This window comes from Bifidobacterium boum, assembly GCF_000741535.1.
In the GTDB taxonomy this organism is placed as follows: Bacteria; Actinomycetota; Actinomycetes; order Actinomycetales; family Bifidobacteriaceae; genus Bifidobacterium; species Bifidobacterium boum.
Genome location: NZ_JGYQ01000015.1, coordinates 69,728 through 91,129, shown reverse-complemented (window position 1 = coordinate 91,129; position 21,402 = coordinate 69,728). Strand labels below are relative to the sequence as shown.

Here is a 21,402-nt window from a genome sequence, read left to right as displayed (position 1 = left end):
ACGATGAACGGTACACTGCGAGTTTCCGCACGAATTATTAGCCCGTCTTCGTTGGCGGACTGATTCGGTACATGCTGAGCCCCGCTGACGAATGCGGGGCCGGATAAAATCATTCGCCCTGCATGCATCGCGGGGCTTTTTTGTTGCGCTGCACATCCCACAAGGACAAACACAGATTCGCAACCAGCATCCAGCTCAGAACATAACAGATGGAATCGTGTCGCACGCGAATAACGTCGGCACATCCAGGAGCAATCCAGGAGCAATCATGACAGCAGTCGAACAGACGACTGGCCTACAACAGGCCGCCGGCAAAGTGGAACAGATGACGCGCGATTCGGTTCGCACCGTCATTGCCGCTTCCATGGTCGGCACAGCCATCGAGTTCTATGACTTCTACGCATACGGCACCGCCGCTGCGAACTATTTCCCGAAGGTGTTCTTCAGCGACACGACCAACCCGACGGTCGCGCTGCTGATGTCGCTGCTCACCTTCTCCATCGCCTTCATCGCTCGTCCGGTCGGCTCCCTGATTTTCGGCCATTTCGGCGATCGCATGGGGCGCAAGACCACGCTGGTTGTGTCCCTGTTGACGATGGGTATCGCCACCTTCCTGATCGGCTGCCTGCCGACCTATGACATGTGGGGCATCGCCGCGGTCGCGTTGCTGTGCCTGTGCCGCTTCGTCCAGGGCATCGGACTGGGCGGCGAATGGTCCGGCGCCGCGCTGGTGGCGACCGAAAACGCGCCCGCCGATAAGCGTGCCCTGTACGGTTCCTTCCCGGAGCTGGGCGCCCCGATCGGCTTCTTCCTGTCGAACGGCACGTACTTCCTGCTCGAAAGCTTCAACGATAACGCCGCGATGGTCTCTTGGGGCTGGCGCGTGCCGTTCCTACTGTCGAGCGTGCTGGTGATCGTCGGTCTTGTCGTGCGCGTTCAGATGGAGGAGACTCCGGTCTTCCGTCTCGCCCAGCAGCAGCACAAGGTGGTCAAGTCCCCGCTGACTGAGGTGTTCCGTAAGAGCTGGCGCCAGGTGATCCAGGCGACCTTCATCGTCGCTGTGACTTACACGCTGTTCTACACGCTCGCCACTTGGTCGCTCGCTTGGGGCACGAAGACTGTAGCCCAGGGTGGTGGCGGCCTCGGCTTCACGAACCGTGAGTATCTGCTCATGTTGATGATCGCCATCTGCGTGTTCGCGCTGTTCATCGTGCTGTCCTGCGTGTATGCGGACCGGATCGGTCGTCGTCGCGTGCTCATGTTTTCGTCGGTCGCGTTGGTGGTGTTCGCACTGGTGTTCCCGTATCTGCTTATGGGTCATCGCAACTTCTTCCAGGTGGAGCTGTTCCTGTGCGTTGGCTTCGCTCTGATGGGTATCGCGTTCGGCCCGATCGGCGCGTTCCTGCCGGAACTGTTCGATGCGAATGTGCGGTACTCGGGTTCTGGCATCGGCTACAATCTCGCCGCGATCGTGGGCGCCGCGTTCGTTCCGACGATCGCAACCTGGCTGTCCCATCATTGGGGCGTGCGTTCGGTCGGCCTGTATCTCGGCGTGATGGCTGTGTGCTGCCTGGTCGCGGTGCTCAGCTGCCGTGAGACGAAGGATGCCGACTTCACGAAGTGACGTGCTGGCGTTCAATGGACGCTGTGATTGCGATCCCATTGGATGCGTTTCATATCACTCATATAACTGAAGATGCATAACTGAATATCGATTCCGTTCCGGATTGCGGTGCGGTTCCGCGGTGTGACGGCCGGTTTTGCCCGTCGCGCCACGGTTCCGGGCCACGGTCCGGGGTTCAACCATCAATCCGCTTGTGGCTGGCGAAAAAGTTTCCGAGAGATGTTCAACTAATGGAACGCGCCCGAATCGGGGGAGCGATTCTAGTATGATGGGCATCAATCAAGGACAAAATCCTTTTTGCAGAAGTTACAAGCAAAGGGCCGGCGGCAAGCCGGCAAGGGATTTTCCCAAAACAAGGAGTGCTACATATGGCAGCAACTATCTGGTATGAGAAGGATGCGGATCTCTCCGTGCTCAATGGCAAGAAGGTCGCCATTCTCGGTTACGGCTCCCAGGGCCACGCTCACGCGCTGAACCTGCGCGATTCCGGCGTTGACGTCGTCGTCGGCCTGCGTCCGACCTCCAAGTCCGTGGACTATGCCAAGGAGCAGGGCCTCGAAGTCAAGTCCGTGCCGGACGCGGTCGCCGAGGCTGACATCGTCATGATCCTGCTGCCTGATCAGTACCAGGCCAAGGTTTACAAGGAGCAGGTTGAGCCGAACCTGAAGCCGGGCGCTGCACTGGCCTTCGCTCATGGCTTCAACATCCACTACGGCTACATCAAGCCGACCGAGGATCACCCGGTGTTCATGGTCGCCCCGAAGGGCCCGGGCCACATTGTGCGTCGTGAGTACGCCAACGGCCGTGGCGTCCCGGTGGTTGTGGCTGTCGAGCAGGATCCTCGCGGCGACGGCTGGGACATCACCCTGGCTTACGCGAAGGCTCTCGGCGCTCTGCGCGCTGGCGCCATCAAGACCACCTTCAAGGAAGAGACCGAGACCGATCTCTTCGGCGAGCAGGATGTCCTCATGGGCGGCATCAACCACCTGTGCGACATGGGCTTCGACGTGCTGACCGAGGCTGGCTACCAGCCGGAGATCGCGTACTTCGAGGTGTTCCACGAGCTGAAGATGCTCGTCGACTTGGCTAACGAGGGCGGCCTGAACAAGGCTCGCTGGTCCTGCTCCGACACTGCTCAGTATGGCGATTACACCTCCACCGTGATCAACGAGGAGACCAAGAAGCGCATGGAGTATCAGCTCAAGCGCATTCAGGACGGCTCCTTCGCCAAGGAGTTCATGGACGATCAGGCTGCTGGCGCCCCGAAGTTCAAGAAGCTGCAGGAAGAGTACTCTCACCCGCACCTCGAGACCGTTGGCCCGAAGCTGCGCGCTATGTTCTCCTGGAACAACCAGAAGGATGCTGACGCTGATATGACTGAGTCCTTCAACGGCAAGATCGCTCGTACCCAGGTGCAGTGATTGCGAGCGGCGCTTCGGTAGCTTCATCGGCTAGTCGAGGTTCCGCATAGCGTTTGTATCATCGATGAGGCCGTCGTCCGGTTCGTCCGGGCGGCGGCCTCATCGTATTACGGTGGCTGGGGTATGGAGCATCCGCATGGTTCTGGACGCCCTCTTTTCTGCTTCTGCCGACGTTGAGAAGGGGCTCAGCGTCGGCAGAAGCAGAAAAGAGGAGCAGTGCGTGTTGCGTTCCTCCGGGCGTTTCGACTCGGCCGTATTCCCCTCGGTATCTTTTCCACACGATGTGCTTCGATGCGCGATTCCGCTGGTGTGGAGGATTGCGGGCACCCGGCATGGTTGTGGAGGTGTGCCTGATGAATCAGAATGGCTTGATTCCGCCGTTCTTCGGTTACCGGGGTATCCGACCCTGGCCTCACTGCCTTTGGTATCCTTTCCGCACCATGGGAATCACTCGTCGGTTTGGCGGATTCGGAGGGTAGGACATTGCAGGCGGTCAGCGCGTGATCTCAAGCAGCTGGCGGACCATTTCGGGGCCCCACCAATCGCGGTATCCGGCACGGGTCGGGTGCACCGGATCGTGCATATACAATGCCCGGCGATCATCGGGGATCGCGTTCCATCCGGCATCATGCCACAAGTCGATGATCCCGAAGCCACACCGTCGTTGCAGCGCAACCAGCAGATCCACCATCGCCTGATATCGTGGACTGTTGAAGTGCGCGCCGGTGAAGAACACGAGCGGGCAGTCCCAACGTTCGCGCACGACGGCAATAATATGCTCCAACGCTCCGGCCACCGTCCGGGTGTCACCATTACCGGCCTCACCTAGCGGCACGCCACGCGACGCATCATTCGTGGACAGCTGACAGATGAACAAATCAATCGGCAAACTCGCGGGAAGCTGCGTTTCCAGCCGGTGTACGTAGGAGCCGTCGTCGATATCGGCAAGTGTGGTGCCGCTGACCGCTTCCTTGACCAGACGCATGTCAAGCCGCCGCGCGATATACTCGCCCGGTCCGTCCGCCAGCGAGCACGCACCGTAGACCACTGACGACCCGAGGATTCCCAACGTCTTGCCTTGCCAAAGTGTCTCCGGAATCGGCTTGATCGCGTTGAAATCGTAGGACGCGGCATTGCCCGGCTGATCGTCTGTTCCATGGTGCAATTCAGCCGGATAGGTGATGATTGTACAACCCATATCAGTAGTCATACACGATGATTGCTACGTTCACGAAAGCCCAGAAGCCCCCGTGTGCACTGGCGCAGGCGCTTCGGCGTCATGATACGGCAGGGTCAACGCACGCGGGGGAACGGGGAATCGTGCGGGATGATACGAGATATGCCGATTGTCTCTTTTCGGACGGCCCCGTCGGCTTCGACGTTGACGGAACCGCTGTCGTGTGTCGTGTCCGAATTGGTATATCATTGAACTTAATCGGTTCAGAATCGTAGCGTGGGATGATGCCGAAGCCCAGAACGCCGACGGCACGTTCGCCGTGCATGATCTTGACCGCATCGACTATCTCAAGCATCATCTGGGGGCAGTCGGCAAGGCGATCCGTGCGGGCGTGCCGGTCGAAGGCTACTTCCTGTGGTCGCTGATGGACAACTTCGAGTGGGCTCACGGATACACGAAACGTTTCGGCATCGTGCGCGTCGACTATGACGCGGATTGCCGTCGCGTGCCCAAGGACAGTTTCGCCTGGTATCGCAAGGTGATTGCCAGCCGAGAACTGCCGGAGGAATAAGCATGACGGGGCGCAGCCGGTTGCCCTGTGTCTGCCTGCGCTGAGGGGCTTCCCGGCGCAGGCAGGCCGCTGGCTGATTGTGATGCGTCTCTTCCGCGCCGGCGGCCCGCGCCGTGATTCACACCTGATTCGCCGGGTGTGGAGGGGGTGGGGTGGTTTCCGTGGGCGGCTGTGGATTCGTCTTGAGAGGAGAACGGCGGAATCCCAACGATTGTTCATCTCTACGGACGCCGCGCGCCTGCCGGGTTCCTTGGTATCTTTTCCATACGATTCATTTCAGCGTCTGATTTCGCAGTTGTGGAGGAGTCCGGATGCGGTGGAGGGGAATCTTGGGAATCGGGAATCGCGGTATTCCGCCATTCCGCCTGATCTCGATCCGTCTTGTCATGTGTGATGCGATTCCGCATCGCGCGATTGTGACCTGAAACGGTTCGCAGATTGATGCGTCGGTGTGTTGACGCGACATCAAGATACACTGAAATTTCAGTGCTGATTCCTGTGCAAAGACCAAAGAGAAACGGAGACCGCGGGACATGGCAAGCGCGAAGTCCAAAGTCACCATCACTGATGTCGCGAAGGCCGCAGGTGTATCGAACAGTGCGGTTTCGTACGCATTAAACGGTAAACCCGGCGTCTCCGAGAAAACCCGCAAAAGGGTGCTGGAAGTCGCCGACTCCATGGGATGGAAGCCGAACAGCGCGGCCAAGGCGCTGTCCGCGGCAAGAACGCACAGCATCGGCGTGGTCATGACCGCCAGCAGCAAATTACTTGGCGCCGAGCCCTACTTCATGGAATTGCTCGCTGGCATCGGCGTCGAACTCGAAAAAGAAGACTATTCGTTGCTGCTGCGCTTCGCCCGTGATGAGACTGAAGCGCTTCGGGTCCATCGTAATTGGATTGCCGCAGGAAGCGTCGATGCGGTGCTCATCTTCAACGTGGAAATCGGCGATGCCCGCGTCGAACTGTACCAGCAGCATCCCGAGGTTCCCGCACTCGTCTTCTCCGACCCCTCGGTTTCCGGCACGTTGACCACCGTCAGCAGTAATGATGCCGACGGCGCCCGTCAAATCGTACGATATCTGCATGATTTGGGGCACCGGCATATCGCGCGTGTCGCCGGCCCTGAACGGTTCGGGCACACGTACATCCGCGACCGTGTATTCAACGAGGAAACCTCGAACTATGCGATGGCATACGATTGCCTGCATTCCGATTATCTGCCCGAAGAAGGCCGCGAATGCACGGAACGTCTGCTCTCGCTGCCGAACACGCCCACCGCGATTGTCTACGATAACGACGTGATGACGGTCGAGGGGTTGCATGTGGCGCTTTCCAAAGGATTGCGCGTGCCGGATGATTTGTCGCTCATGTCTTGGGATGATTCCTACATGTGCACAGCGACCACGCCGTCGCTGACCGCGCTGGCCCGTGACATACCGAAGCTCGGCGAAAAAATCGTCCCGATGCTGTACGCGATGATCGATGGCAAGCACGTGGACAACCAACTCGAGCCGAACTACCACGTGGTTACCCGCGGGTCGACCGCAGCCCTGCACATCGAGGCCTGACCCAGCCCCGAGCCCGAACCTAAACCGGCATCTGCTTCTGCCGACGCCGAGATGGTTGTTAGCGTCGGCAGAAGCAGAGGGGGAGTCGGGGCTGAAGGAGCGGCATGGCGTGGTGTCGGCTGCATGTCGATGCCCCATTGCTGTGCATGGGTCGGTATACGCCGAATCGCCCGCATTGTCTTAACCGATTAAGGTGTGCCGTTCATGGCGATGGCGTGATAGCCTGAACGCATGAGTCTAGACACAGCGGGAAATCCTGCCCATTTTTCATCGGCGGGTTCCCGCCAGTCCGGGACGCCGATGGTAACGATGCCACAAACCGCCAACCAGCAGCCATCAATGCAGCCGATGCCGCCGGTGCAACCGATGCCAGTGATGCCGCAAACACAGCCGATGCCGCCGTCACCCATGATGCCGGTTCCGCCTGATCTCACCGCCGCCGTATCCATCCGCGGTCTGATGAAACGCTTCGGAGACAACATCGCCGTCAACGGGCTTTCACTCGATATCCCCGTCGGATCCTTCTACGGTCTGGTCGGTCCGAACGGCGCCGGAAAAACCACCACTCTCAACATGGTGACCGGCCTGCTCAAACCGGACGGCGGCATGGCCGTGATCCTCGGCAACGACGTGTGGACTGACGTCAACGCCGCAAAACGTGTCATCGGCGTCATGCCCCAGCCCGAACAGATCTTCGACAGGCTTACAGGCCTGCAACTGCTGATCTACTGCGGCATGTTGCGTGGCATGCCACGCACCCAGGCGATGCAACGGGCGGGCGACCTCCTGCGGGCCTTCGACCTCACCGCCGCTGAAAACATTATGGTCGCCGACTATTCCGCCGGCATGACCAAGAAAATCTGCCTCGCCTGCGCGATGATCCACAGCCCGCGCATCCTGGTACTCGACGAGCCCTTCGAATCGGTCGATCCGGTGTCTAGCGCCAACCTCAAAGACATCCTCATCGAATACGTCGCCACCGGCGGAACAGTCATCATTTCCTCCCATGTGATGGCGCTCGTCGAAAAAATGTGCACGCACGTCGCCATCATCAACCGTGGCGTCGTATGCGCGGCAGGAACCGTCGAACAAGTTGCAGCCGGTGAAGACCTCGAAGACCGGTTCCTCGAACTGGTTGGCGGACGGCACGATGCGGCGCACATCGGCTGGCTGAACGGAGGCGCCCGATGACCGGAACCGCTCCTGACAGCGACACGACGCCTGCAACGCCCGCATCCGTGTCCGCAAGCATCGCGCCTGCCGCAGGTGACCGCACGAACCGCACGAACGGGAACCGCACAACAACTAGTGTCGCCTTGCTGCTCATCCGCTTGCGCTGGACCCTGACCATCGCCGCGCTACGCCACTCACCACAGCGCATAGTCGCAATGATCATCGCCGTAATCGGCGCGCTGGGCCTCATCGCCGCGGCCATAAGCGGGGGTATAGCCCTCGGTGCCAGGCCGGATATGACCGTCGGAGCGTCAGCCTGGAACACGCTCCATACCGGTGTTGTGCTGGGCGGTGCCGGTGCCATCCTCGCCGTGCTGCTGATTCAGCTGATGTACGTCGGACAGGCCAGCGCCATGGACCCGCGTAAATTCGAACTGTTCGGCATCCCGGACCGGAAACTGACCCGCGGCCTGTTCGCCGCCGGCCTGTGCGGTATCCCCGCGATATCGGGGACATTGGCGCTGCTCGCCTTCGCTTCGGCATACCGGCGGGCAGGGGGTGTGGTGGTTGTCGTGGCGCTGCTCGCTGCACCCATCGCCATCGTAGTGATGCTGGCGTTATCGAAAGCGATGATCGCACTGTTTTCCGCGCTGGCCGATTCGCGCCGGGCACGCGGCCGAATCTACATCATCAGCATGCCGGTATTCATCCTTGCCTGCCAGCTGCCCAGCCTGCTGGTCGGTTCGGGAACAAGTGAAGTGGCATACGCGAAATACGCCACGATTGTCGGGTGGACGCCGTTCGGCACGATATTCGCCCTGCCGTTTGACGCGGCAGACGGGGCGTGGGGATTGCTTGTAGCACGTCTCATCATCGCCGCGATAACCGTAGCCTTGTGCTATCGCGTATCCCTGTGGTGCCTGAACCGGCAGCGTGTCCGCGGGGGTGCCGGGGAACAGGTACACGTGCGTCAAGGCATCGGTATCTTCGAGTCCGTGCCCGATACGAAATCCGGTGCGATTGCGGCTCGTCTCGCCACCTACCTGCGTAAGGATCCGCGGCAACTGGTCATGTACGCCGCACCAGTGCTCATCATGCTGGTGATGCTGCTTGAGCCTGACGGTTCCCGTGACATGGTGTGGGTGTCCGTCGCGATCGGCGGGCTGATGCTGGTCGCGCTGGAAGGCGATGGAGTCGCCTACGACGGGCTCGGATTCACGCTTGAAGTGATCAGCGGCGTGCATGGCATCGAAGATCGTAAGGGGCGCGTAGGTGTGCATGTCCTGATCGTCACCGCGTATCTGACCGTTCTCTCCGTGGCATGCGCGCTGATTTCCGGCTCGTGGGAAAGCCTTAATGGATGGTCGGAATCATTGGCGTTCTGGGGAATCGGCCTGGGCTTAGGGTTCAACGCCCTCGGGGTTGCGGAAGTCATCTCCCCGGTACTCATGTACCCGATCGCCCCGCCTGACCGCCCGTTCTCCACGCCCCAAGGTCGCGCCGCCACGCAGATGCTGTTCCCGTTGGTGCAGATGATAGGATCCGTGCTGCTGATGCTGCCCACGGCTGTGGTGATGGCGGCATTGGGTTCGGCCGGAGTCAATGATTTGCAGCTGCTATGGGCTATCGCGGTGACGGCGTTGCTCAATGGTGTCGGCGTGCTGGCGCTGGGCACGTGGCTCGGCGGTATTGTGTTGGACGAGCGGCAGCTGAAAGTGCTCGCGACACTGCGCGATTTCGCGTCGCTGCAGTAAGCCGCAGCCGGCCTGTTGCCGCCTTCCCATATACAAAACTGGTTACGCCGGGAGCATCGCCAGCGTAGCCAGTTTGTGGTATCGGTCGGGGTGTCGCACCGGTACGTATCTCTCGCCTTCTGCCGACGCTGACGAGGTCGTAAGCGTCGGCAGAAGCAGCAGACGGCGGTCTGGGGGAGCCAGACCGCTCAGGCTCAGGCTTGCGTCGCGCTCGCGGCGGCGCCTGCGTTCTTGCGGGAAGCGGTCAGCTGGTAGGCGACCAGCAGTATGGCCAGCCAGATAGGGCCGATGATGACGGCCACACGGTAGCTGGGGGAGAAGCACATGAGCACGACGACGAGCGCCATGAACGCGAGCACCAGCCACGGCGTGACTTTGGCGAGCGGCAGCTTGAAATGAATCGCATCCAGCGCCTCATGCCCGCTGCGCCCGGCGAGCTCGTTCGGCCCGTCCCCGGCGGCGACGGCTTTGCGGAAATGCATTTCGGTGAGCATGATCATCGACCAGTTGATGACCGCGGCAATCGTGGCGATACTCATCAGATAGTTGAACGCGAACTGCGGCCACAGGAACACCACGACCACGGCGATCACCGTGATCGCAGCCGAGGTCAGCACCGCCGCTGCCGGCACGCCACGCTTGTTCAGCCGGCCGAGATACGCGGGCGCGTTGCCCTGCTTCGCCAGCGAATACAGCATGCGTGAATTCGAGTAGAGACCGGAATTGTACACGCTCATCACCGCGGTCAGGCACACGAAGTTGAGGATGCCGGCGGCCGCGTGCACGCCCACGGAATCGAAAATCTGCACGAACGGGCTGGATTTGCCGTCAATCGTGTTCCACGGCACCACCGCCATGATCACGCCGAGCGCGGCGACATAAAAGACCAGAATGCGCCAGATCACGCCATTCGTCGCCTTCGGGATGGTGGTGCGCGGATCCTCCGCCTCGCCTGCGGTCACGCCGATCAGCTCAGTGCCGCCGAAGCTGAACATCACCACGCACAAGGCCATCAGCAGACCGGTCCACTGGCCGTCATGGCCGCGGGACAGCAGACCGTGCGGCATAAATCCGCCGCCGATGGTGAACCAGTTCGCGAAGGACGCGCGCACGCCGGACACTCCGGGAATCCCCATGATGATTACCGCGAGTCCGCCCACAATCATCGCCAATACGGCGGTGATTTTGATGATGGCGAACCAGAATTCAAACTCGCCGAACTTCGCGACGCCCATTAGGTTCATCGCGGTGATCAGCACCAGGAAGAACGCTGCCGACGCCCATTGCGGAATGCCGGGGAACCAGTAGTTCACGAACGAGCCGACCACCGCAAGCTCGACCATCGACACAAGAATGTAATTGAACCAGTAATTCCAACCAGATACGAAGCCCGCACGCTTCGACCAGTAGCGGGTCGCGTAATAGCTGAACGCCCCGGCTTTCGGCTCCTCGACGCTCATTTCAGACATCGCGCGCACAATCAGGAAAATCGCGAGACCGCCGATAACATATGCGAGCAGAATGCTCGGTCCCGCAAGGCTGATGGATTCACTCGACCCGTAAAACAGACCCGTGCCGATGGCTCCACCCAACGCAATAAGCTGGATATGCCGGTTTTTCAATGATTTATGCAGGCTCGGCGGTTGGTTGTCCCCGTCCGGCTTGGCTTGTGGTGTCTCAGTATTCTGATTGCTCATACTGTTCTCTGCTGTCCTCTCTGAACGCACGCCTGTCGACGTTGGTGCACGTGACGAACAGTGACATTGTAGCGCTGCCGTACAGGGTTGGCGGGGATTCGTCCAAGGCTCCGGTGGCGTGCCGATGCTCGACTATCACGCTGTCGCGACGCCGCACCATCGTTGTCTACTGGCGCAAATCGCCGGTTTTCCGCCGAAGCGACGATAATGGCGGTATGACCGTCGATCTTGTTTCGCTCACCATCATCATGCTTGTGGCGGTGCTGTGCCCAGTCATCGTGCAGATCATCCCCGGCAAACCTGTGCCGCAGACCGTGCTGTTGCTGCTTGCCGGAGCGCTGTTGGGGCCGCATATGTTCGGTATCATCCAGGTGAGCGACTCGGTGGAACTGCTCAGCGAGCTGGGGCTCGCGTTCCTGTTCCTGCTTGCCGGCTACGAGATCGATCCCAAGCAATTGAGCGGGCATCAGGGGCGCGTGGGGCTCGCCACGTGGGCGGCGACCTTTGTGCTCGCGTTTGCAGTGATTATGGGCGTACCGTACTTCAAGCAGCATGATATGACCGGCATGGCGGCAGTGATCACGCTCACCACGACTGCGCTCGGCACGCTGATGCCGATCCTCAAAGAGCGCGACCTTGAGGGCACTCCGGTCGGCAATGCGGTGGTCGCCTACGGCACGTGGGGTGAACTGTGCCCGGTGCTGATGATGGCGGTGCTGCTGTCTACGCGCTCGCAATGGCAGACTTTCCTCACACTCGCCGTGTTCGCCGCGATTTGCGTGGTCGCGGCGCTCGTGCCGGCGAAAGCGCGCAAGGCGGGTAACCGGTTCTACCGGCTTGTGACCAAGCATTCGAACATTTCCGAGCAGGTGCTCATGCGGGTGACGGTGCTGCTGCTCATCACGCTGGTGACGGTGTCCGCGATTTTCGATCTTGATGTGGTATTGGGCGCCTTCGCCGCGGGATTCATCCTGCGGTATGTGATTCCGGAAGGGTCGCAAACCTTGGAGACGCGGCTTGACGGCATTTCATACGGCTTCTTCATCCCGATTTTCTTTGTCGTATCAGGGGCGGCGATTGACCTGCGCGCTGTCGGCGGCAATCCTGGATTGCTGATTGTGTTCATCGTCATGCTGATGCTGATTCGCGCGGTGCCTGTGTACATCGCCATGTCGCTGGACCGTAAGGCGAACCCGATGTCGTCGCATCATCGTGTGACTGTCGCCGTGTACTGCGCGACCGCGCTGCCGTTGATTGTGGCGGTGACCACCGTTGCCGTCAAGGCGGGTACGATGCAGCAGATGACCGCCTCCACGCTGGTTGCCGCCGGTGCGGTGACGGTGTTCCTGATGCCGCTGCTTGCAGGGCTGACCTATCGTGTGGCGGATGTGCACCCGGTGACCGCAATCGGTGAGATTGCGCATGACCCGCATGAATACCGGCAGATTCTGCATGAGCATCTTGAGATGGCGCATCTGCTGCGCCATGCGGAGCGGATGGATGTGTTCGTTGCGCGCATGGACACGCTGCCGCCGGCTGCGAGTGCCGCGGATGCGAAATTGCGTGCGGAACTGGTGCAGCGCGCCGAGCGAGAACGTGACCGGTGCTTGCGCGAGCTGGGCATTGATCCGGCGACTGCGCAGGAGTATCGGGAGGATACGGTGAAGCGTTGGCGTCAGGCGCGGAAGCGGGCTGCCGGGGATGGTGCTGCGTGCGCGGATGCTGGTGCGGCGGGTAATGGTGAGGCTGGTTATGCTGCGGCTGGCGGTGAGTCCGGTGGTGCGACCGGCAGTGCGTCCAGCAAATTGGGGGATGCCGCGAACTGACGGGCGTATGGGCTCGGGTGCTTTTCCCGTCGCTCGTAGGGACTGTTTATATGCCGTAGGTGTGTGTGAGTGAATCCCCGCACAACGCGGCTCGCACGACTCAGTCTGACGGCTGCGCTCGCGACTATTACCGTCCGCCGTCGTCCGCACCGTCTGCGCCTCCGCGCTACCGCCCTGCCGGCGCGCGGCCAGTGGTGTCGCGCAGCACCAGCGTCGCCGGTACGAGTGCGTGCACATGCCTGATGGTCTCGCCGCGCAACAACGCCAATACTTTACGTGCTGCGGCGCTGCCCAACGCCGCGGGATCTTGGTGCAGGGTCGTCAAATCGAGCGCGCGGGAAATCGGGGCGTCATCGAACCCCATGATGGAGAAATCGCGCGGCGCCGCGATATGCTGCCGCAGCAGCTCCTTGTATACCGGAATCGTAAACTCGTCGGTCTCTCCCATGATGCCGGTCGGGTGTCGATTACAGGAGAGCAGTCGCGCCACAATATGCGCGGCGGTTGTGGCGCTCGCTTCAGTGGTGCCCGGTGTCGCCGTCGCCGCATCACGCTGGTCGGCTTCGATCATGATGGCATCGTGTTCGGCGTACCCGGCGTCTGCAGCCGCTGCGCGGAATGCGGCGGCGCGCGTCGACGTGCCATAGACCATGTCGTGGGGAATGTAATTGTGTACGAAGGCGATGCGCTGATGCCCCAGCGATCGCAGCAGGTGCACGCCTGAGGCGATGGCTGAGGCGTTATCGATGCCGATGGATGCGTCGAATCCTGCGGTGGATGGCGAGTTCAGCCCGACCACGGGCATGCCGAGCGCCGAGAGCTGGTCGTGCAGTGTCGTGTCGAATTTGAAGGAGGTGATGATGATGGCGTCGGCGTTGCGGTCGCGTGGCAGGTTGCGGAAGAAGCGGTCGAGTTGGCTGCGGTTGAGGACGAAGGACGGGATGACGTCGTAGCCTTCTGGCGCGAGCACGTTGTATACGCCTTGTAGGACGGATGCGTTGAACCATGTGTTCAGCGGGCCGGAGACGAGCAGCAGCACGCGCATGGTTCGGCCGGATGCCAAGGTTGATGCGCTTTTCGACAGGGTGAAGTTCAGTGATTCTGCCGCTTGCTCGACTTTCGCCCGGGTTGCCGGGCTCACGTTTGTGCTGCCCCTGAGCGCGCGGGATACGGTGGCTTGTGATACGCCTGCCGCTGCTGCAACGTCGCTGATTGTCGCCCTTGCCATGGTACTCCTTGTTTGTTGACCGCTTCCATAGTATCGAAACCGTTGGAACATGCGGCAACACGCTGATTGATTTTCGATGCTTGTAGGTTCTTCATGAAAGCGCTATCATCGACGATACAACAGAATGGTACATCAAGGATGACAACGAAGCATCGGCGTCAGGGCCGGCGCGCTAGACATAGCGTCCGGCTGGTGTAACCGCTGTCATCGTCACGATTCCCAACCGTAATCGCGGCAATGACGCAAGCGGGGCGAGACGCACAGGCGTCGCAACAACCATAGGAAACACAGGAAAGGAACGCGCATGGCAGAGCACAAGTCCCCACAGAGCGCCCAGGAATCCGCGGCCTCGGATCGTGCCGCGGCGGCATGGTGGCATCAGGCGGTGGTCTATCAGGTGTATCCGCGCTCGTTCAAAGACACCACCGGTTCCGGTCTCGGCGATATCGCAGGCGTCACCAGTCGCGTCGACTACCTGAAGCAACTGGGTGTTGACGCGATTTGGCTCAGTCCCTTCTACCCGAGTCAGCTCGCCGACGGCGGATATGACGTGGACGATTACCGCAATGTCGACCCGAAACTCGGCACGATGGACGATTTCGACAAACTCGCTCAAACCGCGCACGCGGCGGGTATCAAAATCGTCGTTGACATCGTTCCCAATCATTCCTCCAACTTGCATCCGTGGTTCAAAGCCGCTCTTGCTGCCGGCCCTGGATCGCCCGAGCGGGATCGGTACATTTTCCGTGACGGTCGCGGCGAACACGGTGAACTGCCGCCCACCGACTGGGTGTCCCATTTCGGCGGTCCCGCGTGGACGCGCGTGCCTGACGGCCAGTGGTATCTGCACCTGTTTACCGTGGAACAGCCCGACTGGAACTGGAAGAACCCGGATGTGCAGGCTGACTTCATCAAGACCCTGCGTTTTTGGCTTGACCACGGCGCTGATGGCTTCCGTGTCGACGTCGCTCACGGTTTGTGCAAGGATCTCGACCGTCCGGATCTCAATGATTGGAGCGTCACTCCGCCGAGTTTGCCGGCTGATGGCAGCAATCCGCTGTACGATCGCGATGATGTGCACCAGATCTACCGGCAGTGGCGCAAGGTTTTCAACGAGTATGATCCGCCGGCATTCGCCGTGGCAGAGGCGTGGGTCAATCCGGCGAGGCAGTATCTGTACGCGTCTGATGATGAGCTCGGCCAGGTGTTCAACTTCGAGTTCGCGAAGAAGAACTGGGTGCGCGACGATATGCACCAGGCGATTGAGGAGGGCTTGGAAGCGGCGCGTCGCTCCGGATCGACGGCCACGTGGGTGATGAGCAATCATGATGTGCCGCGTCACGCCAGTCGTTACGCCTTGCCGCAGGTGCCGAGCCTGAGGCACCATCAGCTTGCGCATGACTGGCTGTTGCGCGACGGCACCAGTTATCACGAGAATCGTGAAGTCGGCACGCGTCGCGCGCGGGCTGCGATTCTGATGGAACTCGCGTTGCCCGGTTCGGCATACCTGTATCAGGGTGAGGAGCTCGGCCTGTTCGAGGTTGCGGACATCCCGTGGGACAAGCTTGAGGATCCGACCGCGCGCAACAGTGAACGTGCAGCCAAGGACAAGGGCCGCGATGGGTGCCGCGTTCCTCTGCCGTGGGTCGCCGCCGATGGGGTCGAGGGGTCGTTCGGCTTCTCGCCCCGCGTGAAAGTCGAAGGCGCCGGCGTGCCCGCCGATCAAGCGGGGCAGCCGTCGGAGCCCGCGCATTTGCCGCAGCCCGCATGGTTCGCTGATTTCGCTGCCGACCGTGAGAGCGCACAGCCCGATTCGATGCTCACCCTGTATCGCAGGGCGTTGGCGTTGCGTCATGAGCTGATGCCGGCCGATACGTCGCTTACTTGGCTGGACGAAGATCGTCCGTCCAGCCTGCCGGATGGCGCTGACGGCCAGCATGGCGGCGTAATCGCCTACCGCCGGTCCAACGGCTGGGCGAGCGTCACCAATTTCGGCGCGGAACCGGTCGCATTGCCGGCGGGGGAGGTGCTGCTCACTTCCGGCGAGCTGTGCGCCGACGGTCGGTTGCCGCAGGATACCACGGCGTGGCTGCGTCTGCGGGAGGACTGACAGCGCTTTCATTGCTGGCCGGTGCGATGTCCATGTAGGGGCATCCCTCCGGCCGGCAGCCGCCGTTGCTCTCCTGCCGCCGTATTGTCAGAGCTTCTGCCGCAATTGGCTGTGGAACCCGGGCGGTATCTGGTTGTGGTGTGATTGCTTGGTCGCATCGCGCAGGTGTACATGGGTTGCATGAAGATGAACAATCGCCGGTGATACATGTCGGCAATCACGACAGGCCGTATCAGACCGCCTGTCAGCATCCATGTATGCGGGTCATCGGTGAGCTGTGCAAGGCCGAATACGGTTTTCCACGGCGTGGAATGTGGTATGTCAACTGACGGCAACGGCATGGTTGTCCTTTCTGTTGAAATCGTGCAACAGTGAGTCAAGCATGTCGAGGCCGGCGTTGCTTTCCCTCGGGTCGGGGGATTGCGCCAGGTCTGCGGCGCAGACGCTCAGAGGCATTTCTTGGCCATGAGGGGGAAGGAAATTGGCGGTGTGCATGATCAATGTAGTAGGGGAGGTGTTTTCGCGAATGAACGTGCGTTTCATCAGGAATGCACTGGTTTCTGTCGAAACGTAGCCTTCCAGGATGGATGGGGGTTCCAGCTGGAATCTTGGGGCGGTCTGGTCGGTGCATCCCGATGGAGTGATGTACCGTCGGATTGCTTGGATATCTGAATGGTGTGCCCAGAAACAGGTCCGGGTTGCGCGCTTTCGCACGGCTTCAGACAAGCGGCGCGCATCCGTTAACTTCAGCATGGTGCGAATCCGATACCGTTCTTGCGGGGTGATCCACGTTGCGGGAAGTCCCACGATGAGGTACAACGCGGCAAAAGCCATGCGTGAGGACAGTGGGCGGCCTGCCGACCTGGGGCGTGCCCTGTATGCAAGCACTGATTCATTGCTGATAAGCAGGCTGCGTTGCGCGATGTCGGCGACGCTGAGTGTGCCCTGTTCTGCCAGCGCACGGACGCGCCTGGGGCTGATGCCAAGGCGTGAGGCCGCTTGGGCTACGGTGACGAATGTCCCGTCCGTTTGTACCTGCTTCACAACCATAGTATATACATAATCATACCGATTCCGGAAGAATATATGATATTCGGGCCACAAGATTTCTGGATTGGGCGGAGCGATAGTCAAAACTATTCGCCTACACATATAGTTTTGACTATCGCCGCTGCCTTGCCGCTACCTGTAATGGGTATCATGGTGGATAATTGCCCGCGGAACCAGGAGAAAGGCGATCATGGACACGCTCACAGCCGAGAAAGTCCACAATCAGGTTTTCAAACTCACCTTCTTCAAGGAGGGATACAGGATCGATGACGTCGATTCCCTGCTTGACAAGATCGCCGAGTCGCTTGCTGCATGGGAGGCGCACCACCCCGAGGATGTGACGGTGACCTCCGATGCGCTCGTTCCCTCCCAGCTGCCGGTCGCGCGCTTCAGAGAGACGTACAACAAGGAAAGTGTTGACGCGTTCATAGAAGAAGCCAGAGAGACGCTGGCGTTCTACGAAAACTACCGATATCGCTGATGGAACTGGCCGAGGATGGGGCTTGACCGATCGTCTGCTGTACCGTATGGCGCCGTGGTCCTCGGCGTGGGATGCCCGCGGACGCGAAGATGACGCCGGGGCGTTCCCCGGCACGGTAGCGTCTCATGCATTCCTTTTTGAATTCGGGCGAGTAGACAATCTGCCTGGCCCTTACTTCGAGGACCGCGCCGAGGCGGGAGAGTCGTTCGCGTTCCTCGGGTGTGAACGTCCCGTTTTTCATGGGAGGGCTCCTTCCTGTGGCTGGTACCGATTCCGGTTTTCCCGGGAAACCGGGCCATGTGTACGGAATATGGGGTCCGCTTCACAACTATTCGCGTACACGTACGGTTGTGGCTATCGTTGCAGCCGGATTGGGGGATAGGTCTTGCGTAATGATGCACGATGGCGCGCTTGCCGTTGTATATGCGATTATTCGCCGTTGCGCATCGTTGCGCGTATGGTTGCCGTTGGACAGGAGTAGGGTAGGGAACATTATGACTTTTTCTGAACATTCCGATATCACGGGCGGTCAGACGCCCGGTGCCACGTCCGGCGTCACGCCGAGCACAACGCCGGACATCACGCCTGCCGCCGAATCCCGTGACGCCTCCCGTTTCGCATCCGTTGCTTCCGTTTCATCCGTCTCGTCCAAGACATCCGGCACATCCGCCGCACCAAGGCGTCCGGGGGCCGCGCCAGGGCGCGCAACCGCCGCATCCGTCGAAAGTCTCGATAAAAACAATCAGATGGAACGCGGCCTGACCAACCGCCACGTGCAATTCATCGCCATCGGTGGCACGATCGGCACCGGCCTGTTCCTCGGTTCCGGCAAGTCCATTGCGCTTACCGGCCCGAGCATCATCCTCGTGTATATCGCGGTCGGCGCGATTATGTTCCTGCTGATGCGCGCGATCGGCGAAATGATGTATCGCGATCCCAGTCAGCATACCTTCATCAACTTCATCGACCGCTATCTCGGTCGTGGCTGGGGCAAATTCGCTGGCTGGTCGTATTGGATCGTCCTTGTGCTCATCGGCATGACCGAAATCACCGCGGTCAGCACGTATTTCGTCACGTTCTTCCGCACTTTCGGTATCGAGCTGGGTGCGTGGAAATGGCTGATCGAGCTGTGCTTCCTCGCCGCGCTTACCACCATCAACTTGATTGCCGTCAAAGCGTTCGGCGAGGCGGAATTCTGGTTCTCGATGATCAAGATCACGTTGATCGTCGCGATGATTGTCACAGCCATCGTCATGATGGTTGTCGGCTACCATTACCCTGCCGTCCATATTGCCGGATCTGATGGCGTCAGCCCCGCAGGTCACGCCGGCTTCGACAACCTGTGGAACGGCTTCTCCTTCGCCCCCAACGGCTGGATGGCTTTCCTCATGAGCTTCCAGATGGTGTTCTTCGCATACGAAATGATTGAATTCGTCGGTGTCACCGTCTCGGAAACCCAGAACCCGCGCAAAGTCCTGCCGAAGGCGATCAACGAGATTATCGTGCGCGTGCTCATCTTCTATGTGGGCGCCTTGGTGGCGATTATGGTCATTGTGCCGTGGCGCAGCTTCAAACCCAACGCCGACGGCTCCTTCGCCTCGCCGTTCATCATGGTGTTCCGCTACGCGGGCCTCGACTGGGCTGCCGCACTGGTGTTCTTCGTCGTCATCACCGCCGCGTCCAGCGCGCTCAACTCGCTGCTCTACTCGGCGGGACGCCACTTGTATCAGCTCGCCGTGGATTCGCCGTCCCCGCAGCTCAACAAGCTCGGCGTCGTGTCAAGCCGTCGTGTGCCCGCCCGTGCGATTCTCGTTTCGGCGGCGCTGATTCTCTTGTCGCCGATCATCAACGCGTTCCCGAAGATGTCCAGTGCGTTCGTGCTGTTTGCCAGTGCCTCCAGCGCGGTGATCATTTTCATCTACATTTTGACGATGATTGCGCATGAACGTTATCGCCGCTCACCCGACTTCATTGCGGATGGCTTCCTCATGCCCGCCTACCGGTTCACTGATGCGCTTGCGATTGTATTCTTTGTGTTCGTGTATGTGACGTTGTTCCTGGCTGCCGATACGCGTGGCCCGGCGGTTGCCGGATTGGTGTGGCTGCTGGTGTTTGGCGGGTACTGTCTGCTGCACGAACGCTACCAGAACCGCGACCTTGAGCAGGCGCTGCAGTAGGCCGTCGCGGCGCGGCCTGCGGGTGCACCGGTAAACCGCGGGATGGTGGGGCGTCCGAATTGTCTGGGACGCCCCACCGCCCGAATTGTCGTGTCGATACTGTTCCCCGCGATTCCTTTATTGCGCAAGCGTGCCCAAATCGCTGAAGGACAATACTTTCCCATGTTTCGTGGGAAATGATTCTTCGCCGGCATACACTAGGAACCGGTGCTGTTCGTCGACTCCCATAAGCGGGGCGATGTCTTCGAGATTCTTGAATGCCCGCGGACGGTATGTCGATGAGGATTTCACCTCGATCGCGTATTGTGGGCGTCCGCCGCGCTCGGTGATGAAATCAACCTCTTTTTGATTGCTGTCGCGCCAGAAGAACAGCCTTGGTTCTTGTCCGAGCGCCTGCGCGTTTTTGATGATTTCCAGGACGGCCGCGTTTTCGAAAAGACTGCCGCGGTATTGGCTCTCGATGAGCTGATCGACAGATTCGATGCCGAGGAGATTCGCCGCGAGACCGGTGTCATAGAAATACAGCTTTGGGGCCTTGATCAGGCGCTTGCCGTAATTCTTGTGATAAGGATGCAAACGGAACGCGATGAAACTGGATTCGAGCACGGAGAGCCAGCTGCGCGCGGTGTCAACACTGATGTCGCAATCGTTGGCAAGGCTTTCGAGGTTCAGGACTTCCCCTATGCGAGTCGCGCAGAGTGACACGAATGTGTTGAATTCTGCGATTTTCCGCACACCGAGTTCGAGGCGCACGTCACGGTCGATATACGTGCTGATGTAATTGGGGAAGAAATCACTCGGTGCGATGTGCCTGACATGCAGCCTCGGATAGCCGCCGTTGAACAGGAATTCATTGATGCTCGCAGGGCGGTGCTCGGTTTCTTCCAGCTCGCTGTAGGAGAGGGGTAGAAGGTGCAGTATGGCGACCCTGCCTGCCAATGATTGCGAGATGCTTTTCAACAGCAGGAAATTCTGTGAGCCGGAGAGAATATACTGCCCGGGCGCATCCATACGGTCGATGACGCCCTGCATATATGAGAAGAGTTCGGGGACCCGCTGGACTTCATCGAAGATGACATGGTTGTCGAACCGTTCGAGGAACATCCTTGGGTCGTCGTGGGCGATGCCCCGCATGTCCTCGTCTTCGAGCGAGACGTAACGGTAGCCGGGGAACGCGTGTTGCACAAGCGTTGATTTCCCGCTTTGCCTTGGCCCGGTGACGGTGACGACCGGGAATTGGGCGGCCAATGAGAGGAGTTTTGCTTCGAGCATCCTATTGATCATGACAGCCCTCCTGCCTTGGTATTACTGCTGTTTGCTGATGTCGTTCCCATCCTAACCCATGATTTACATAAACGCTAACCCATGATTTGCATAAATCCTAACCTGCGATTTGCATAACGCTGGGTGATGGTGCTGGAATCCGGTGACTCTGGTTTTGACGTGGCCGTCGGGTCGCCGCCATCATCAGCTTCCGTGGGATGCAAATCAGTGCGTGAAATCCATGGTGCGGAAAGGATACCGGGGGATTCGCTTGGTTCGGAG

16 protein-coding genes are annotated in these 21,402 nt (G+C 60.1%); 10 read left to right on the top strand and 6 right to left on the bottom strand.

Annotated features, from left to right (window positions below; translation table 11 throughout):
• The first annotated feature begins 268 nt into the window (after positions 1-268).
• Both BBOU_RS05200 and ilvC read left to right on the top strand, forming a co-directional pair.
• Positions 269-1,624: an MFS transporter gene (locus BBOU_RS05200; RefSeq protein WP_026503092.1), complete on the top strand. Its 1,356-nt coding sequence runs from the start codon at positions 269-271 to the stop codon at positions 1,622-1,624.
• 368 nt (positions 1,625-1,992) lie between these two features.
• Positions 1,993-3,045 carry a ketol-acid reductoisomerase gene (ilvC, locus tag BBOU_RS05195; RefSeq protein WP_026503093.1) on the top strand — a complete coding sequence of 351 codons (1,053 nt, stop codon included), beginning with the start codon at positions 1,993-1,995 and terminating at the stop codon, positions 3,043-3,045.
• A gap of 493 nt (positions 3,046-3,538) precedes the next feature.
• Here ilvC and BBOU_RS05190 read toward each other — a convergent pair whose 3' ends face one another.
• The gene (locus BBOU_RS05190; RefSeq protein ID WP_202961015.1) at positions 3,539-4,255 is read right to left on the bottom strand and encodes an SGNH/GDSL hydrolase family protein; all 717 of its coding nucleotides are present in this window, start codon (positions 4,253-4,255) and stop codon (positions 3,539-3,541) included.
• A 190-nt stretch (positions 4,256-4,445) separates the two neighbouring features.
• Here BBOU_RS05190 and BBOU_RS05185 point away from each other — a divergent pair, with 190 nt between their 5' ends.
• Positions 4,446-4,793, top strand: a complete 348-nt coding sequence (locus BBOU_RS05185) for a family 1 glycosylhydrolase (RefSeq protein ID WP_026503094.1) — start codon at positions 4,446-4,448, stop codon at positions 4,791-4,793.
• A gap of 533 nt (positions 4,794-5,326) precedes the next feature.
• Positions 5,327-6,361: a LacI family DNA-binding transcriptional regulator gene (locus tag BBOU_RS05180; RefSeq protein WP_026503095.1), complete on the top strand. Its 1,035-nt coding sequence runs from the start codon at positions 5,327-5,329 to the stop codon at positions 6,359-6,361.
• 188 nt (positions 6,362-6,549) lie between these two features.
• Here BBOU_RS05180 and BBOU_RS09290 read toward each other — a convergent pair whose 3' ends face one another.
• Positions 6,550-6,771, bottom strand: coding sequence for a hypothetical protein (locus BBOU_RS09290; protein WP_162176999.1), 222 nt, complete (start codon positions 6,769-6,771; stop codon positions 6,550-6,552).
• Here BBOU_RS09290 and BBOU_RS05175 point away from each other — a divergent pair.
• Both BBOU_RS05175 and BBOU_RS05170 read left to right on the top strand, forming a co-directional pair.
• A complete protein-coding gene (locus tag BBOU_RS05175) occupies positions 6,728-7,552 on the top strand; it encodes an ABC transporter ATP-binding protein (RefSeq protein ID WP_420885354.1) in 825 nt (274 codons plus the stop codon). The genes BBOU_RS09290 and BBOU_RS05175 overlap by 44 nt on opposite strands.
• Positions 7,549-9,288 carry a hypothetical protein gene (locus BBOU_RS05170; protein WP_051616814.1) on the top strand — a complete coding sequence of 580 codons (1,740 nt, stop codon included), beginning with the start codon at positions 7,549-7,551 and terminating at the stop codon, positions 9,286-9,288. Before BBOU_RS05175 ends, BBOU_RS05170 begins: the two co-directional genes overlap by 4 nt.
• 194 nt (positions 9,289-9,482) lie before the next feature.
• Here BBOU_RS05170 and BBOU_RS05165 read toward each other — a convergent pair whose 3' ends face one another.
• Complete coding sequence (locus BBOU_RS05165) at positions 9,483-10,985, bottom strand: amino acid permease (protein ID WP_051616815.1); 1,503 nt, start codon at positions 10,983-10,985, stop codon at positions 9,483-9,485.
• Positions 10,986-11,035: 50 nt separating this feature from the next.
• On the opposite strand from BBOU_RS05165, the gene BBOU_RS05160 reads away from it, so the two are divergent.
• Entirely contained in the window at positions 11,036-12,811 is a 1,776-nt protein-coding gene (locus tag BBOU_RS05160) for a cation:proton antiporter (protein WP_238552065.1), read from the top strand.
• A gap of 166 nt (positions 12,812-12,977) precedes the next feature.
• Here BBOU_RS05160 and BBOU_RS05155 read toward each other — a convergent pair whose 3' ends face one another.
• Positions 12,978-14,039, bottom strand: a complete 1,062-nt coding sequence (locus tag BBOU_RS05155) for a LacI family DNA-binding transcriptional regulator (RefSeq protein WP_026503098.1) — start codon at positions 14,037-14,039, stop codon at positions 12,978-12,980.
• Between the two features lie 304 nt (positions 14,040-14,343).
• Here BBOU_RS05155 and BBOU_RS05150 point away from each other — a divergent pair, with 304 nt between their 5' ends.
• Positions 14,344-16,149, top strand: a complete 1,806-nt coding sequence (locus BBOU_RS05150; protein WP_026503099.1) for a glycoside hydrolase family 13 protein — start codon at positions 14,344-14,346, stop codon at positions 16,147-16,149.
• A gap of 321 nt (positions 16,150-16,470) precedes the next feature.
• Here BBOU_RS05150 and BBOU_RS05140 read toward each other — a convergent pair whose 3' ends face one another.
• Positions 16,471-17,193 carry a helix-turn-helix domain-containing protein gene (locus BBOU_RS05140; protein ID WP_152595608.1) on the bottom strand — a complete coding sequence of 241 codons (723 nt, stop codon included), beginning with the start codon at positions 17,191-17,193 and terminating at the stop codon, positions 16,471-16,473.
• 196 nt (positions 17,194-17,389) lie between these two features.
• Here BBOU_RS05140 and BBOU_RS05135 point away from each other — a divergent pair, with 196 nt between their 5' ends.
• Together BBOU_RS05135 and BBOU_RS05130 are read left to right on the top strand one after the other, a co-directional pair.
• The gene (locus BBOU_RS05135) at positions 17,390-17,680 is read left to right on the top strand and encodes a DivIVA domain-containing protein (RefSeq protein ID WP_026503102.1); all 291 of its coding nucleotides are present in this window, start codon (positions 17,390-17,392) and stop codon (positions 17,678-17,680) included.
• Positions 17,681-18,174: 494 nt separating this feature from the next.
• Positions 18,175-19,857 carry an amino acid permease gene (locus tag BBOU_RS05130; RefSeq protein ID WP_238552063.1) on the top strand — a complete coding sequence of 561 codons (1,683 nt, stop codon included), beginning with the start codon at positions 18,175-18,177 and terminating at the stop codon, positions 19,855-19,857.
• 117 nt (positions 19,858-19,974) lie between these two features.
• Here BBOU_RS05130 and BBOU_RS05125 read toward each other — a convergent pair whose 3' ends face one another.
• The gene (locus BBOU_RS05125) at positions 19,975-21,141 is read right to left on the bottom strand and encodes an ATP-binding protein (RefSeq protein ID WP_026503103.1); all 1,167 of its coding nucleotides are present in this window, start codon (positions 21,139-21,141) and stop codon (positions 19,975-19,977) included.
• Between the last annotated feature and the right edge of the window lie 261 nt (positions 21,142-21,402).

Bases quoted from the DNA above. Each gene is read 5' to 3' on its own strand.
- BBOU_RS05165 (WP_051616815.1), bottom strand. From the start codon at position 10,985: ATGAGCAATCAGAATACTGAGACACCACAAGCCAAGCCGGACGGGGAC.
- BBOU_RS05130 (WP_238552063.1), top strand. From the start codon at position 18,175: ATGACTTTTTCTGAACATTCCGATATCACGGGCGGTCAGACGCCCGGT.
- BBOU_RS05200 (WP_026503092.1), top strand. From the start codon at position 269: ATGACAGCAGTCGAACAGACGACTGGCCTACAACAGGCCGCCGGCAAA.
- BBOU_RS05155 (WP_026503098.1), bottom strand. From the start codon at position 14,039: ATGGCAAGGGCGACAATCAGCGACGTTGCAGCAGCGGCAGGCGTATCA.
- ilvC (WP_026503093.1), top strand. From the start codon at position 1,993: ATGGCAGCAACTATCTGGTATGAGAAGGATGCGGATCTCTCCGTGCTC.
- BBOU_RS05180 (WP_026503095.1), top strand. From the start codon at position 5,327: ATGGCAAGCGCGAAGTCCAAAGTCACCATCACTGATGTCGCGAAGGCC.
- BBOU_RS05190 (WP_202961015.1), bottom strand. From the start codon at position 4,255: ATGACTACTGATATGGGTTGTACAATCATCACCTATCCGGCTGAATTG.
- BBOU_RS05175 (WP_420885354.1), top strand. From the start codon at position 6,728: ATGCCAGTGATGCCGCAAACACAGCCGATGCCGCCGTCACCCATGATG.
- BBOU_RS05125 (WP_026503103.1), bottom strand. From the start codon at position 21,141: ATGATCAATAGGATGCTCGAAGCAAAACTCCTCTCATTGGCCGCCCAA.
- BBOU_RS05150 (WP_026503099.1), top strand. From the start codon at position 14,344: ATGGCAGAGCACAAGTCCCCACAGAGCGCCCAGGAATCCGCGGCCTCG.
- BBOU_RS05170 (WP_051616814.1), top strand. From the start codon at position 7,549: ATGACCGGAACCGCTCCTGACAGCGACACGACGCCTGCAACGCCCGCA.
- BBOU_RS09290 (WP_162176999.1), bottom strand. From the start codon at position 6,771: ATGGGTGACGGCGGCATCGGCTGTGTTTGCGGCATCACTGGCATCGGT.
- BBOU_RS05135 (WP_026503102.1), top strand. From the start codon at position 17,390: ATGGACACGCTCACAGCCGAGAAAGTCCACAATCAGGTTTTCAAACTC.